The following is a 13,038-nucleotide window of genomic DNA, read 5'->3' on the forward strand; positions in this document are numbered from 1 at the left end:
GGGAAACGGCAGGCACCCGGCAGAACGGCCAGACTGGCGACCTAGCCGTGCCGGAACGCCTGAGTCAATGTTTTCTTTTGCCTTTGGGCAATCACATGCCTATGACTATGCGCCGCTGAACCCAAACGAAGGCCGGAGCCACCTCATGTCTCACTTGCCGGACAGCGGGCTGTCGCTGGACGACCTCAGGACACGGGTCGACGAGATCGATGCACGCATCCACATCGCCCTGATGGAACGCGCCCAGGCCGAAGCCGGTATCCAGGCTGCCGGCCGCGCCGCGGGAGCTGCACCCGCCCTGTTTCAACCCGAACGTGACGCCGACCTGATGCGTCAGATGGTGGAGCGCCACCAGGGCGACCTGCCGCTGGCAACCGTCGAACACATCTGGCGTGATCTCATCTGTGCCTGCACCAGCCTGCAGGCAGACACCGCCGTCCATCTGGACGGCAGCGCCGATCTGATCGAGATGCTCGACCTGGCGCGCTTCTATTTCGGTTTTTCCGTGGAGCTGGTGCCGGGAAGCGATGCGGCCGACGTGGTCGGCGCCGTGACGGCGTCAGCCGGTGACCTGGGCCTTGTGGCGCTGATCGACCGGGCGGAGCTGCCCTGGTGGCGCGGCCTCAGCGAATCCGGCGCACTGGTGCGGGCGCGGCTGCCCTTCGTCATTCTGGACGAGCGCCCCGCCGACCTGCCGGCGCTGGTGCTGGCCAAGGCCGACAGCATGATCGACAACGCCGATATTGCGGTTTATGACGCCCGCTGGTCGGATCTTCTGCCGGGCAACCTGATGGACGAGGGCATTGAAGTGCTCAGTTTCTTCCGGTCCGCCGCCGGTGTCGACGCGCTGCTTGCGATTTCCGGCGAGCTGACGGAAGAGGATGTGCGCGCCGCCTGCCTCGCCGCAGGCGCCGCCCCGGAAGTTTTGAGACGTGTCGGCGGCTATGCCGCGCCGATCGACGGCAATGGCGATCCGGACGACACTTTTGCTGCCGAGGACGAGGAGCCTCAGGGATGAACGAGATGACGACAGTGACTGAAGCCGGCAAGGCAACCGCAAACCGTCCGCAGCCGCGGCCGGGCGTTCTGGATATTGCGCCTTATGTTCCCGGCAAGTCCAAGGGCAGCCACGGCAAGACCGTTCACAAGCTTTCGTCCAACGAAACGCCGCTCGGCACCAGCGATGCTGCCCGCGCGGCCATTGAAGCCGTGGCGCGGAACCTGGAACTTTATCCGGACGGGTCCTCTGCCGAACTGCGTGCGGCCATCGGCGAAGTCTACGGCCTCAATCCGGACCGTATCATCTGCGGTGCCGGGTCCGACGAGGTTCTCAGCCTGATAGCCTACGGTTATCTCGGCCAGGGCGACGAGGCGATCTATTCCGAACACGGCTTCCTGGTCTACGACATTGCCATTCGCGCCGCCGGGGCAACGCCGGTGATTGCACCTGAAAAGGACCTGACGACGGATGTCGATGCGATCCTGGCAAGGGTCACCGACAAGACGCGCATGGTCTTCATTGCCAACCCGAACAATCCGACCGGCACCTATCTGCCGTTCGAGGAGGTCAAGCGGCTGCATGAGGGCCTGCCGGCCAACGTCCTGCTGGTTCTGGATGCCGCCTATGCGGAATATGTCCGCCGCAACGACTATGAAAGCGGTCTCGAGCTGGCAGCGACGTCCGACAACGTCATCATGACGCGGACCTTCTCCAAGATTTACGGGCTCGCCAATCTGCGTCTCGGCTGGGGCTTCGGTCCGGCCCATGTGATCGATGCGCTCAACCGCATCCGGGGTCCGTTCAACGTCAACGGCATGGCGATTGCCGCCGGTATGGCCGCTGTTCGTGACCGTGATTTCGTCACGCGCTCGATCGAGCACAATGACACCTGGCTGCCCTGGGTGACGGCAGAGCTGGAAAAGCTTGGCCTGAAGGTGACGCCGAGCGTCGGCAATTTCGTGCTGGTTCACTTCCCCGACGAGGACGGCAAGCGCGCGGCGGATGCCGATGCCTATCTGCTGGAGCGCGGCTGCGTGCTGCGCATGGTCGGCAATTACGGGCTGCCGAACTCGATCCGCATGACGATCGGTTCGGAAGACGCCAACCGGGCCATCATTGGCCACCTGAAGGACTTCCTGGAACAGAAATAAGAACACATGACTGTTGCCCCCATTTTCGAGCGCATGGCCCTGATCGGCATCGGCCTGATCGGTTCCTCGCTCGCACAGGTCGCCCGCGAACGCGGCCTGGTCAAGGAAATCGCGATTTCCACCCGGTCTGCGGACACCCTGCAAAGGGCGGAGGAGCTGGGCCTGGGCGACAGTTATGCGCTCGACGCCGCCGTGGCGGTGGAGGGGGCCGACCTGGTGATCCTCTGCGCGCCGGTGGGGGCCAATGAGGCCATTGCCAAGTGGATTGCGCCTGCGCTGAAAAAAGGCGCGATCCTGACCGATGTCGGTTCCACCAAGGGCTCCGTCGTCGATCAGGTCAGCCCCCATGTGCCCGAGGGCGTGCATTTCATTCCGGGTCACCCGATTGCCGGGACCGAACAGTCCGGACCCGATGCCGGGTTTCCGACGCTGTTCGACCAGCGCTGGTGCATCCTGACACCGGCAGAGGACACGGATCCCGAGGCCCTCGAAAAACTCAGCGCCTTCTGGCGCGCCTGTGGTTCCGACGTCGACACGATGGACGCCAGACACCACGATCTGGTGCTGGCCATCGTTTCGCATCTGCCGCATCTGATTGCCTACAACATCGTCGGCACCGCGGACGATCTGGAGACGGTCACCAAGTCGGAAGTCATCAAGTATTCGGCGTCCGGTTTCCGCGATTTCACGCGTCTGGCGGCGTCCGATCCGACCATGTGGCGGGACGTCTGCCTGCACAACAAGGACGCGATCCTGGAAATGCTGGCGCGGTTTTCCGAAGATCTTTCCGCGCTTCAGCGGGCAATCCGCTGGGGCGATGGCCAGATGCTGTTCGACCTCTTCACCCGCACCCGGGGTATCCGCCGCTCGATCATCGAGGCCGGTCAGGAAACCGACGCCCCCGACTTCGGCCGTCATGCCAAGGACAAGGCCGGCACACCGGCGGAGTGACCGCTTCCATCAGGAACCGGTCTTGCCAAGGGAATTTCCCGGGCGTTGAGCCCCCATTGCATTCTAGCCCCTGAGGATCGCTCGACCCTCAAGGGCTTTTTTGTCTCGTCAGTTGGTCCGGTTGACGATGAAACGGGCAAGGGCGCTCAGGATCGCCGCACGGCTGCCGTAGGGCGCGAGAAGCGTTTCGGCTTCCTCCACCAGCCGGCCGAGCTCGTTGCGCGTCCTGTCGGTGCCCCAGAGGCCTACAAGCGTCGCCTTGCCGGCCTCCGCATCCTTGCCGGTGGCCTTGCCCATTGTTTCCGCGCTGGCTTCCACGTCCAGAAGGTCGTCCGCGAGCTGGAAGGCAAGGCCGATCACTTCACCGAAGCGGGTCAGCCGGTCGACATCCGCTTCCGCTGCATCCGCCAGAATGGCGCCTGCCCGGCAGGCGTAGCGCAGCAGCGCGCCGGTCTTCATGGATTGAAGCTGGCGGATCTCCGCTTCGGAGCGCTCGCGGTGTTCGGACTCCAGGTCAAGCATCTGCCCGCCCGCCATGCCGCCGATGCCCGACGCGCGGGCCAGTTCACGCGATAGCCGCAGGCGCACCGCTGCATCCGCATGCACCGCCTCGCCCGTGATCACGTCAAAGGCGAGCGTCAGCAACGCATCGCCGGCCAGGATGGCGGTCGCCTCGTCATAGGCCTTGTGCACGGTTGGCTGGCCCCGGCGAAGATCGTCGTCGTCCATGGCAGGCAGGTCGTCATGGACCAGCGAATAACAATGGATCAGTTCCAGCGCGCAGGCAGCCTGCAGAACGCCGTCATCCGCCCGCCCGAACAGATTGGCAGCCTCCATCACCAGAACCGGCCGCAGTCGCTTGCCGCCGTTGAGCGCGCCGTGGCGCATGGCTGCAAGCAGCCTTGGGGGGCGCACGGTTTCATCCGGCAGCGCCTGGGTGGCCAGAAGCGTTTCCAGCGTGGCCTCCACAAACTTGGCCTGGAATGTCAGATGCTGGTTTGGGTCAAGGGTCACGATTGGCTCCGGGACGGATCGGCAACATTTTCAAAGTCCGGGTTTCCCTGAAACCAATTCTCTGTATCGTCAAGGCTCGAATTTCAAAAAAATGCGGGAGCTACCTGCCCGATCTTTTCAAACTGACCCATTTGGAGATTTTTCCATGAAACTGCTGTCGAGCCTTCTGCGATCCTTCATCAAGCGCGGGCGCATGCGTGTGATCGACGTCGCGGGTGCCGTGCACGAATTCGGGTCGGGCGAGGACGGTCCGACAGTGACCATCCGGCTGCATGACAAAAAGCTTTACCGGTCGCTTTTTCTCAATCCGGAGCTGGCCGCGGGCGAAGCCTATATGGATGGAACCCTGACGATGGAGGAAGGGTCGACCTGCTATGACTTCATGTTCCTGTTTTCCATCAACAGGGCGCCGCTTGGGGCCAATCCCGTACAGGGCCTGTTGCGGAAGGGCTGGAAGCTCTTGCGGCGGCGCCAGCAGCAGAACAGCGTCGAACGGGCAAAGTCGCAGGCGCGGCATCACTATGACCTTTCAACCGACCTCTATCGGCTGTTCATGGATGAGGGCCTCAACTACAGCTGTGCCTATTACACCTCGCCTGACGACACGCTGGAACAAGCCCAGGCGGCCAAGCTGGCCCATCTGGTCGCCAAGCTGGACCTGAAGCCTGGGATGGAAGTGCTTGAAATCGGCGGCGGCTGGGGCTCACTCGCCATCCGCATGGCTCAGGCCGGTGCAAAGGTTACCTCGCTCAATGTCTCGCCAGAGCAAGTGAAGATCGCCGAAGAACGCGTGCGCGCTGCGGGTCTTGAGGACCAGGTGACATTCGTTCTGAAGGATTACCGGGAATTCGAGGGGCAATTCGACCGGATCATCTCGGTCGGCATGATGGAACATGTCGGCATCGGCCATCTCGACGAGTATTTCGGCCAGATCCGCCGATGCCTGACCGAAAAAGGCTATGCGGTCGTGCATTCCATCGGTCGCATGACGCCTCCGGGCACGACGGGGCCTTTTATTCGCAAGTATATTTTCCCCGGGGGTTACGTTCCTGCGCTGTCGGAAGTCTTTGCGTCTACCGAACGGCTTGGGTTATGGGTCTGCGATGCGGAAATCCTGCGGCTGCACTACTACTACACCATTCGCGACTGGCGCATTCGCTTCGAAGACAAGAGGGCGATTGCCGCTGATCTTTATGACGAAACTTTCTGCCGTATGTGGGAGTTTTATCTCTGTGCGGTCGAGCTGGGCTTCCTGCACGGATCCAACATGGTCTTCCAGCTCCTCCTGTCGAAGGAGCGGGATGCCGTGCCGATTGTCCGCGACTTCATTGTCGATAACGAACGGGAACTGAATGGTTAGGGTCAAACCTGCAACGGGTGGAAAGTCAGGCTCCGGGGGCGCGCCGGGGCGCCGCCGTGGCATGATCGGCCTTGTCCGCAAGCGCTTGTTGCAGCTGTTGCTGGTCCTGGTCCTGCTTCCGCCCGTTCTTACTGTCATCTATTCCGTCGTGCCGCCCATAAGCACGCTGATGATCGGGCGGTATGTCCAGTTTCTGTGGGTCGACCGGCAATGGGTGCCGCTTGAGCAGATTTCGCCAAACCTCGTCCGGTCGGTCATCACTTCGGAAGACAGCGGCTTTTGCGAAAACGACGGCGTCGAGTGGGACGCGCTTCAGGATCAAGTCGAAGCACTGAGCGAAGGCGAGAAGCCTCGCGGCGCAAGCACCATCACGATGCAGACCGCCAAGAACCTGTTTCTGTGGGGCGAGCGGTCCTACATCCGCAAGGGGCTGGAACTGCCGCTGGCCCTGATGCTGGATGCGATACTGACGAAGAAGCGGATCCTGGAAATCTACCTCAATATTGCTGAGTGGGGCGAGGGTATCTTCGGCGCCGAAGCGGCCGCGCAGGCCTGGTTCGGCAAGAGCGCCAAGGACCTGACACGGACCGAAGCTGCCAGATTGGCGACAGCCTTGCCAAATCCACGTGGCCGGAACCCCGCCAAACCAGGTTCCGGACACCGGAAACTGGCCGGCACGAACCTGGCCCGTGTGAAAGGCGCGGGGCCGATTTTCGGCTGTGTTCTGGGGAAATAGACGAAGGTGGATAGCGCTTCGCCACCGCCTGTTCTATCCAGACCAAGAATTTTTTCTCTATGGGGTGGCAAAACGTTGGCGTTGCCTGTATAACGCCGCGCATTCCAACACGCTGCGTGACGCCACGCCCCGGGCTAACCCGGTCCGGGCCGCGCGGTTATGGACCACGGAGAAAAACAAAATGGCCGTTCCAAAGAGAAAAACCTCGCGCTCCAAGCGCGGTTTTCGCCGTTCCGCGGACGCCCTCAAGCAGCCGACTTACGTCGAGGACAAGGATTCGGGCGAACTGCGCCGTCCGCATCACGTTGACCTGAAGACCGGCATGTACCGGGGCCGTCAGATCCTTTCCGCAAAAGACGACGCATAACACCCGTATTCTTCGTGAATGCAGGTAGCGTCCGGACCGGATCGCCGCATGGCAAATCAAGATTGAGGCTGGCCTTGTTTCGACGGGCCGGCCTTTTTCTTTTCAGCGCCTTGAATTGGCTATCAAGATCGTGTCAGCTCGCTCCGATTTCCGCCCGCTTCGGGTGTCCTTGAGTTCGGGAGCCGTTCATGCGCCTTTTTTCAGCCGTTCCTTTCACGCTTTTCTCGCTGCTGATCTATAACGCCCTTGCTTTCACGGTGGGCGCGGGAGAGCCTGGCTTCTGGGCGCAGCCGATGATCACCATACAGATGGTTTCCGGCGCAACCTTCGAGCTTCTGGCGAGCGATCTGCTCATCACGGTCGGGCTGTTCTTCCTGTTCATCGAAATTCTGAAGGCGACCCGCATCGGCACGACGGCCCTGCTGGACCACATGTTCTCGGTGCTGGTGTTCGTCGCCTACCTGGTGGAGTTCCTGGTGCTGCAGCCCGCGGCGACGTCGCTGTTCTTCATCCTCATGGCGATCTCGCTGATCGACGTGATCGCCGGGTTCTCGATTTCCATCACCGGCGCGCGGCGGGACGTTTCCTTCGGCCACGGGGACGTGCACTAAGACTGCTTGCCTGCCGACCGCCGCTATTCCGGACAAGGGTGACGCGGCCGAGCGCAGAGCCGGCATGCGGAATTCCTTTGCGTTTTAGCGCTGTCCACATTTGAGGAGAATGGGTTCGCTTTGCTCACGCCGATATCCGGTTGCCGGATCGGCGTGCAGAGCTTCGCTGCATTTGTCCGAATTAACGGTGCAGGGCAGGACCGAAGGGGTCAGGCGTCCTTGCCGTCCTCGACGATCGCGTGTTTCTGGATCAGAGGCAGCTGGGTCAGGGTGAAGACAAGGGTGATCGGCATGATGCCGAACACCTTGAAGCTGACCCAGAAATCGGTCGAGAAGCTGCGCCAGACGATCTCGTTGATCGCGGCAAGCACGAAGAAGAACACGCCCCAGCGGAATGTCAGCTTGCGCCAGCCTTCGTCCGTCAGCCGGAAGGCGCTGTCGAAGACGTAGCCGAGCAGCGCCTTGCCGAACAGCAATCCGCCCAGCAGAACCGTGCCGAACAGGCAGTTGACGATGGTGGGCTTCAGCTTGATGAACAGTTCGTCGTGGAGCCACAGCGTCAGGGCGCCGAAAACCAGAACCACCGCGCCGGACACCAGCGGCATGATCGGCAGGCGCTTCGTCAGCCACAGTGACACGACCAGCGAGATGCTGATGGCCACCATGAAGGCGGCGGTTGCCAGGAAGATTGGCTTGCCGACCTGTTGCAGCACCGGAAAGGCCGCCGCGATCTGTTCGCCGCGGGCATTGAACAGGAAGAACACGCCGAGCGGTCCCAATTCCAGCGCCAGCTTCAGGAGCGGGGAAAGTTCCTTGCGGGTGGGGTCGTTCGGGGCGTGTTCGAATTCCATGTTTTTCCGTTATCCTGTTCAGGAAGTCTGCTTCCGGACATAGGTGATGGAGGGTGCCAGGGTCAAGGACCCCGGTCCGATTCGGAAAATAGAGCCGGAAAATTTCAGGGCCAGTAGAGAGGCACCGGGAAGCGTGAAGATGAAACGTTGGATGCTGTGCCTCGCGGCCACCTTGCTGTTTACGGTCTCTGCCTTCGCGGCGACGCCTGTTCGCTGGGACCAGCTCAAGGATCCGGGGGCTGCAGCCTATGAGGACCCCTTTGCCGCGCTCAGCGGCACAGAGCTGCGGTCGCTGGGCACGGTGCTGCGGCTTCGCCAGCAGTTGGACGAGACGGCTGAGACTGACGCGGATCGTTCAACGCTGAAACGTCGTCTTCAGCAGGAAGAAGCCCAGCTTGCAGCGGCCGGCGTGCCGACGGACAAATTGCTGTCGCAACGCTTCGAGGTTGCGAAGAAACGAGCTGCTGCGTCGCTTGCCGGCAACAAGGCTCTGGCCGGGAGGGACATCGAGATTACCGGGTATGTGATCCCCGTGCAGGAACCCGGCAGCGATGAGGTAATCGCCGGCTACCTTGTTCCCGAGCAGGGCATGTGCAGCCACATGCCGGCGCCCGATCCCAACCAGATGATCCGGTACCGGCTATCGACAGGCTGGAGGGCGGAGTATGTCTATGAACCGGTCCGGCTAACCGGGCGACTGTCCTTGAAAACGACCCGCCAGGAAATCACGCTTCTGGACGGTCAGGTCGACATGATCGCGGCGTTCGAGATGGAAGTCACAGGCGCCCAAAGCCTGGGTGAGGAGACCACCCCGGACCCGATGAGCCGGATCTGGAAGTTCTTCAAGGGGCCCGTTCCGGAAAACTCCTGGAAGCACCCATAAAAAAGGCGCCACAACGGGCGCCTTTTCCTGTGATTGAGCTTTTGGGCTCAGCCGTTGGCGATGTACTGGCCGCCGTTGATGGTCATCACCGCGCCGGTCATGAAGGCGGCGGCGTCGGACGCCAGGTAGACCACCGTCTGGGCGATTTCTTCCGGATGGCCGAGGCGGCCGACCGGGATGCCCGAGATGATCGACTGCAGCACCTTTTCCGGCATGGCGGCAACCATGTCGGTGTTGATGTAGCCCGGGCAGACGCAGTTGACGGTGATGCCCTTGAAGGCGTTTTCCTGCGCCAGTGCCTTGGTGAAGCCAATCACGCCGGCCTTGGCCGCGGAATAGTTCGCCTGGCCCATCTGGCCCTTCTGGCCATTGATGGAAGAGATGTTGATGATGCGGCCCGAAGACCGTTCCCGCATGCCGTTGATCACCGGCTTGGTCATGGTGAACATGGAATCGAGGTTCGTCGACAGAACTTCGCGCCACTGCTCGAAGCTCATCTTGTGGAACATGCCGTCGCGGGTGATGCCCGCATTGTTGACCAGCACTTCCACCGGACCCAGTTCGCTTTCCACCTGGGCAATGCCTGCCGCGCAGGCGTCAGGATCGGAAACGTCCCACTTGAAGACGTGGATACCGGTCTCGGCCTTGAAGGCTTCGGCCTTTTCGGTGTTGCCGGCATATGTGGCCGCCACGGTGTAGCCTGCGTCTTTCAGACCCCGCGAAATTGCTTCGCCGATACCGCGCGTACCACCCGTGACCAATGCGACCTTGCTCATTCCCCTTCCTCCTGACTTCCAGTTCCGGGCCCTTTGGGCTCTCTGACATCAATTCAGTCTTGTTTGCTGTTCCCGATCATGGCCGGAGGCCCGGCCATGATCCTTCTTTCCCTTTGCGGCTTAGCGCTCCAGGCACATGGCGACACCCATGCCGCCGCCGATGCACAGTGTTGCAAGGCCTTTCTTGGCGTCGCGGCGGTTCATTTCGTGCAGCAGGGTGGTCAGGATGCGAGCCCCGGACGCGCCGATCGGGTGGCCGATGGCAATCGCACCGCCGTTGACGTTGACGATGTCCGGGTTCCAGCCCATGTCCTTGTTGACCGCGCAAGCCTGAGCGGCGAAGGCTTCGTTGGCTTCCACGAGATCGAGGTCGGCAGCGGACCAGCCGGCTTTTTCAAGCGCCTTGCGCGATGCCGGGATCGGGCCGGAGCCCATGATTGCCGGATCGACACCCGCAGTTGCCCAGGAGGCGATGCGTGCGAGCGGCTTCAGGCCGCGCTTTTCGGCTTCGGCGGCGCTCATCACCAGAATGGCGGCTGCACCGTCGTTGATGCCGGAGGCGTTGGCGGCGGTCACGGAACCGTCCTTGGTGAAGGCCGGGCGCAGCTTGGCGACGCTTTCCAGCGTGGCGCCGTGACGGATATATTCGTCATCGGCAACGACGCGCTCGCCCTTGCGTTCCTGCAGGGTTACCGCGGTGATCTCGTCCTTGAACTTGCCGGCCTTCTGGGCAGCTTCCGCCTTGTTCTGGGAAGCAACTGCGAACTCGTCCTGCTGGTCGCGGTTGATCTGCCACTTTTCGGCGACGTTCTCGGCGGTCTGGCCCATGTGGTAGCCGTTGAAGGCATCCCAAAGGCCGTCCTTGATCATGGTGTCGATCATCTTGTAGTCGCCCATCTTGTAGCCGGCGCGCATGTGGGCGCAGTGCGGCGACAGCGACATGTTTTCCTGGCCGCCTGCCATCATGATGGTGGCGTCGCCTGAAATGATCTGCTGCGCTGCAATGGCAACGGTGCGAAGACCGGAACCGCAGACCTGGTTGAGCGTCCATGCCGTCGCACTATCGGCAATGCCTGCCTTGATGGCAGCCTGACGCGCCGGGTTCTGGCCCTGACCGGCCGTCAGAACCTGACCAAACACGACTTCGTCGATGTCGCCGCCTTCGACGCCGGCCTGTTCCATGGCCGCCTTCATGACAATGGCACCGAGGTCATGCGCCGGGGTGTTGGCAAAGGCGCCATTGAACGACCCCACGGGCGTGCGGGTCGCACTGACAATGACGATATCGGTGAAAGCGCTCATCATACTCTCCAGACTTGAGGCCAATTGACCGTAGTGGACTGGTGCCGCAGGGGCACCTGTCGATGCTTATTATGCATGGACTAGAAACTGCGCTGAGATTTGTGTCAACCGTAACACTCCGTATCGAAGGCCTGTTTTCGCATTTGCGGTATAATCCTTTCGTCAGCGCACATAAAAAGGCTGGCACGATCCGATACGATTGGCTTAGTCTCTTACACGGAGGAGATGACAGGCCTGCGAAAGCCTTGTCGTCAAATGGGAAACTAGCCACAAGGCTGATAGGCGGAATTCACGGATGGCCAAGACCAACGAGCCGACAATCATCAAGAAATACGCCAACCGGCGCCTGTACAACACGGGCACCAGCACCTACGTCACGCTTGAGGACCTGGCGGTGATGGTGAAGGGGGAGGAGGACTTTGTCGTCTATGACGCGAAGTCCGGTGAGGATATTACCCGGTCGGTCCTGACCCAGATTATTTTCGAACAGGAAGGCAAGGGGCAGAATCTTCTGCCGGTCACGTTCCTGCGCCAGCTGATCCGCTTTTACGGCGACAGCATGCAGGGCCTCGTGCCGAGCTTCCTGGAATATTCCATGACCTCGCTCACCAAGGAGCAGGAAAAGCTGCGTTCGCAAATGAGCGAAGCTTTCGGCGCAACGGCGTTCGAGGCCATCGAGGACCAGGTCAAGCGCAACACGGAGATGTTCGAGCGGGCCATGAAGATGTTCATGCCCTTTCCGGCCGCAGGGGGAGATCCGGCTGCGACTGCCAACCCGGCGAGCCAGGCCAAGCCGGCAAAGTCCGGCGGGAACGATCTCGACGACATGAAGCGCCAGCTGGAAGACATGCAGAAAAAGATCAACCAGCTCAGCGAAAAGTCCTGAGGCGTTTACGCGACCTGCAATGAGCCGTGATCCGGACCGCATGACCGTCGCCATCATTGCGCTTGGCGATGATCCCGTGTTGCTGAAAATCCTCGAGACGTGGTTTGTCGAGGAATGGGCCGACTGGTATGGCCCGGGGCAACCCGGCGATGCGCGGGAAGATCTGGAAAAGTGCCTTCTGCCAAATGCTTGCCTGCCGCGCTGTCTGGTCGCGCTGGACGGAGATGGCAGGCCGTTGGGAACGGTCTCCCTGCGCGATACCTCGCCGGGGTCGGACCTTTATCCCGGCGCCTGGCTGACCGCATTGCTTGTGCATCGCGATTTCCGGAAAGCAGGTATCGGCATCAAGCTGATCGCTGCCGCAGAACGGGAAGCCGCCGGGATCGGATTTCCGGAAATTCTGACTGCAACGGCAACGGCCGGGTCGCTCGTCCTCAGACGGGATTGGCAGCAGGTCAAAACACTTCAATCGGCTTCGGGGCCGTTGGATATCTATCGCAAGGCCCTGGGGCCGGTCTGAACGGGCGTCAGCCCGGACCGCCGTCAAAATAAAGCCTCATCCCGAAGAGCGAGCTCACTCGAGTCTCGAAGGATGGGCCGCTTGCTCTTGTGTTTGCAGCCCATCCTTCGAGACGTGCCTATCGGCCCTCCTCAGGATGAGGTGAAGGGTAGGTGAGGCTTCTTGAAAGAAGGCAGATCCGGTCCTTCCCTCAGCCGCAGTCGGCAACCAGGCTTGCAGCGGCAATGCCGGCGACTGCGCAGGCTTCGTCATTGTCGGACGTGTCGCCGGTAATGCCGACAGCACCAAGGGTTTCGCCTTCGTCGTTCTTCACCAGAACGCCGCCGGGCACCGGTACGATGGCACCGCCGGAAACGCCGTTCAGAGCGTTGACGAAATGCGGACGGGACTCTGCATTGGCGTTCAGCCATCTTGTGCCGGTGCCGACGGCGAGTGCACCGATCGCTTTGCCCGTGGCGATCTGCGGACGCATGATCGAGGATCCGTCCTGCCGCTTGAGCAGGATGGCATGACCACCCGCATCGAGGACAGCAACGGTAAGCGGTTTCAGATTCAGCTCGGCTGCTTTTTCAAAAGCGGCAGAAATGATGGTCTCTGCCGTTGATAATGTCAGTTTGCGCATTTTCCCAC

Annotated in this window: 15 protein-coding genes; 10 read left to right on the top strand and 5 right to left on the bottom strand. The window is 61.4% G+C overall.

The window, feature by feature from the left end; genetic code table 11:
• Positions 1 to 145 precede the first annotated feature (145 nt).
• Genes Q666_RS39730 through Q666_RS39740 form a run of 3 tightly spaced genes read left to right on the top strand, consistent with a single transcriptional unit; the run spans position 146 to position 3,102 of the window.
• Complete coding sequence (locus tag Q666_RS39730; protein ID WP_051990076.1) at positions 146 to 1,018, top strand: chorismate mutase; 873 nt, start codon at positions 146 to 148, stop codon at positions 1,016 to 1,018.
• A complete protein-coding gene (gene hisC, locus Q666_RS39735) occupies positions 1,015 to 2,151 on the top strand; it encodes a histidinol-phosphate transaminase (protein WP_023002589.1) in 1,137 nt (378 codons plus the stop codon). Before Q666_RS39730 ends, hisC begins: the two co-directional genes overlap by 4 nt.
• Before the next feature lie 6 nt (positions 2,152 to 2,157).
• A complete protein-coding gene (locus tag Q666_RS39740) occupies positions 2,158 to 3,102 on the top strand; it encodes a prephenate/arogenate dehydrogenase family protein (protein ID WP_023002590.1) in 945 nt (314 codons plus the stop codon).
• A gap of 108 nt (positions 3,103 to 3,210) precedes the next feature.
• Here Q666_RS39740 and Q666_RS39745 read toward each other — a convergent pair whose 3' ends face one another.
• Entirely contained in the window at positions 3,211 to 4,071 is an 861-nt protein-coding gene (locus Q666_RS39745) for a polyprenyl synthetase family protein (protein WP_228872676.1), read from the bottom strand.
• 190 nt (positions 4,072 to 4,261) lie between these two features.
• On the opposite strand from Q666_RS39745, the gene Q666_RS39750 reads away from it, so the two are divergent.
• From Q666_RS39750 to Q666_RS39765, 4 genes are all read left to right on the top strand, one after another.
• Positions 4,262 to 5,476, top strand: a complete 1,215-nt coding sequence (locus tag Q666_RS39750) for a cyclopropane-fatty-acyl-phospholipid synthase family protein (RefSeq protein WP_023002592.1) — start codon at positions 4,262 to 4,264, stop codon at positions 5,474 to 5,476.
• The gene (mtgA, locus tag Q666_RS39755; protein ID WP_023002593.1) at positions 5,469 to 6,212 is read left to right on the top strand and encodes a monofunctional biosynthetic peptidoglycan transglycosylase; all 744 of its coding nucleotides are present in this window, start codon (positions 5,469 to 5,471) and stop codon (positions 6,210 to 6,212) included. Before Q666_RS39750 ends, mtgA begins: the two co-directional genes overlap by 8 nt.
• A gap of 181 nt (positions 6,213 to 6,393) precedes the next feature.
• On the top strand, positions 6,394 to 6,579 hold the full coding sequence (gene rpmF / locus Q666_RS39760; RefSeq protein WP_006936667.1) for a 50S ribosomal protein L32: 186 nt from the start codon (positions 6,394 to 6,396) through the stop codon (positions 6,577 to 6,579).
• Between the two features lie 188 nt (positions 6,580 to 6,767).
• Positions 6,768 to 7,190 carry a hypothetical protein gene (locus tag Q666_RS39765; RefSeq protein ID WP_023002594.1) on the top strand — a complete coding sequence of 141 codons (423 nt, stop codon included), beginning with the start codon at positions 6,768 to 6,770 and terminating at the stop codon, positions 7,188 to 7,190.
• A 209-nt stretch (positions 7,191 to 7,399) separates the two neighbouring features.
• On the opposite strand, the gene Q666_RS39770 is transcribed toward Q666_RS39765, so the two are convergent.
• Positions 7,400 to 8,041: a septation protein A gene (locus Q666_RS39770; protein WP_023002595.1), complete on the bottom strand. Its 642-nt coding sequence runs from the start codon at positions 8,039 to 8,041 to the stop codon at positions 7,400 to 7,402.
• Positions 8,042 to 8,180: 139 nt separating this feature from the next.
• On the opposite strand from Q666_RS39770, the gene Q666_RS39775 reads away from it, so the two are divergent.
• The gene (locus tag Q666_RS39775; RefSeq protein ID WP_023002596.1) at positions 8,181 to 8,924 is read left to right on the top strand and encodes a DUF3299 domain-containing protein; all 744 of its coding nucleotides are present in this window, start codon (positions 8,181 to 8,183) and stop codon (positions 8,922 to 8,924) included.
• A 47-nt stretch (positions 8,925 to 8,971) separates the two neighbouring features.
• On the opposite strand, the gene phbB is transcribed toward Q666_RS39775, so the two are convergent.
• Complete coding sequence (gene phbB / locus Q666_RS39780) at positions 8,972 to 9,700, bottom strand: acetoacetyl-CoA reductase (protein ID WP_023002597.1); 729 nt, start codon at positions 9,698 to 9,700, stop codon at positions 8,972 to 8,974.
• Between the two features lie 120 nt (positions 9,701 to 9,820).
• Positions 9,821 to 11,002: an acetyl-CoA C-acetyltransferase gene (locus tag Q666_RS39785; protein WP_031270058.1), complete on the bottom strand. Its 1,182-nt coding sequence runs from the start codon at positions 11,000 to 11,002 to the stop codon at positions 9,821 to 9,823.
• A gap of 295 nt (positions 11,003 to 11,297) precedes the next feature.
• Here Q666_RS39785 and phaR point away from each other — a divergent pair, with 295 nt between their 5' ends.
• Positions 11,298 to 11,888, top strand: a complete 591-nt coding sequence (gene phaR, locus Q666_RS39790) for a polyhydroxyalkanoate synthesis repressor PhaR (protein ID WP_023002599.1) — start codon at positions 11,298 to 11,300, stop codon at positions 11,886 to 11,888.
• A gap of 19 nt (positions 11,889 to 11,907) precedes the next feature.
• On the top strand, positions 11,908 to 12,408 hold the full coding sequence (locus Q666_RS39795; protein ID WP_023002600.1) for a GNAT family N-acetyltransferase: 501 nt from the start codon (positions 11,908 to 11,910) through the stop codon (positions 12,406 to 12,408).
• 190 nt (positions 12,409 to 12,598) lie between these two features.
• On the opposite strand, the gene Q666_RS39800 is transcribed toward Q666_RS39795, so the two are convergent.
• Positions 12,599 to 13,030 carry a heme-binding protein gene (locus Q666_RS39800; RefSeq protein ID WP_023002601.1) on the bottom strand — a complete coding sequence of 144 codons (432 nt, stop codon included), beginning with the start codon at positions 13,028 to 13,030 and terminating at the stop codon, positions 12,599 to 12,601.
• Positions 13,031 to 13,038 lie beyond the last annotated feature (8 nt).

Source organism: Labrenzia sp. C1B70, from assembly GCF_000475395.1.
Lineage (GTDB): Bacteria > Pseudomonadota > Alphaproteobacteria > Rhizobiales > Stappiaceae > Roseibium > Roseibium algicola.

Bases quoted from the DNA above. Each gene is read 5' to 3' on its own strand.
- Q666_RS39730 (WP_051990076.1), top strand. From the start codon at position 146: ATGTCTCACTTGCCGGACAGCGGGCTGTCGCTGGACGACCTCAGGACA.
- hisC (WP_023002589.1), top strand. From the start codon at position 1,015: ATGAACGAGATGACGACAGTGACTGAAGCCGGCAAGGCAACCGCAAAC.
- Q666_RS39740 (WP_023002590.1), top strand. From the start codon at position 2,158: ATGACTGTTGCCCCCATTTTCGAGCGCATGGCCCTGATCGGCATCGGC.
- Q666_RS39750 (WP_023002592.1), top strand. From the start codon at position 4,262: ATGAAACTGCTGTCGAGCCTTCTGCGATCCTTCATCAAGCGCGGGCGC.
- mtgA (WP_023002593.1), top strand. From the start codon at position 5,469: ATGGTTAGGGTCAAACCTGCAACGGGTGGAAAGTCAGGCTCCGGGGGC.
- rpmF (WP_006936667.1), top strand. From the start codon at position 6,394: ATGGCCGTTCCAAAGAGAAAAACCTCGCGCTCCAAGCGCGGTTTTCGC.
- Q666_RS39765 (WP_023002594.1), top strand. From the start codon at position 6,768: ATGCGCCTTTTTTCAGCCGTTCCTTTCACGCTTTTCTCGCTGCTGATC.
- Q666_RS39770 (WP_023002595.1), bottom strand. From the start codon at position 8,041: ATGGAATTCGAACACGCCCCGAACGACCCCACCCGCAAGGAACTTTCC.
- Q666_RS39775 (WP_023002596.1), top strand. From the start codon at position 8,181: ATGAAACGTTGGATGCTGTGCCTCGCGGCCACCTTGCTGTTTACGGTC.
- phbB (WP_023002597.1), bottom strand. From the start codon at position 9,700: ATGAGCAAGGTCGCATTGGTCACGGGTGGTACGCGCGGTATCGGCGAA.
- Q666_RS39785 (WP_031270058.1), bottom strand. From the start codon at position 11,002: ATGAGCGCTTTCACCGATATCGTCATTGTCAGTGCGACCCGCACGCCC.
- phaR (WP_023002599.1), top strand. From the start codon at position 11,298: ATGGCCAAGACCAACGAGCCGACAATCATCAAGAAATACGCCAACCGG.
- Q666_RS39795 (WP_023002600.1), top strand. From the start codon at position 11,908: ATGAGCCGTGATCCGGACCGCATGACCGTCGCCATCATTGCGCTTGGC.
- Q666_RS39800 (WP_023002601.1), bottom strand. From the start codon at position 13,030: ATGCGCAAACTGACATTATCAACGGCAGAGACCATCATTTCTGCCGCT.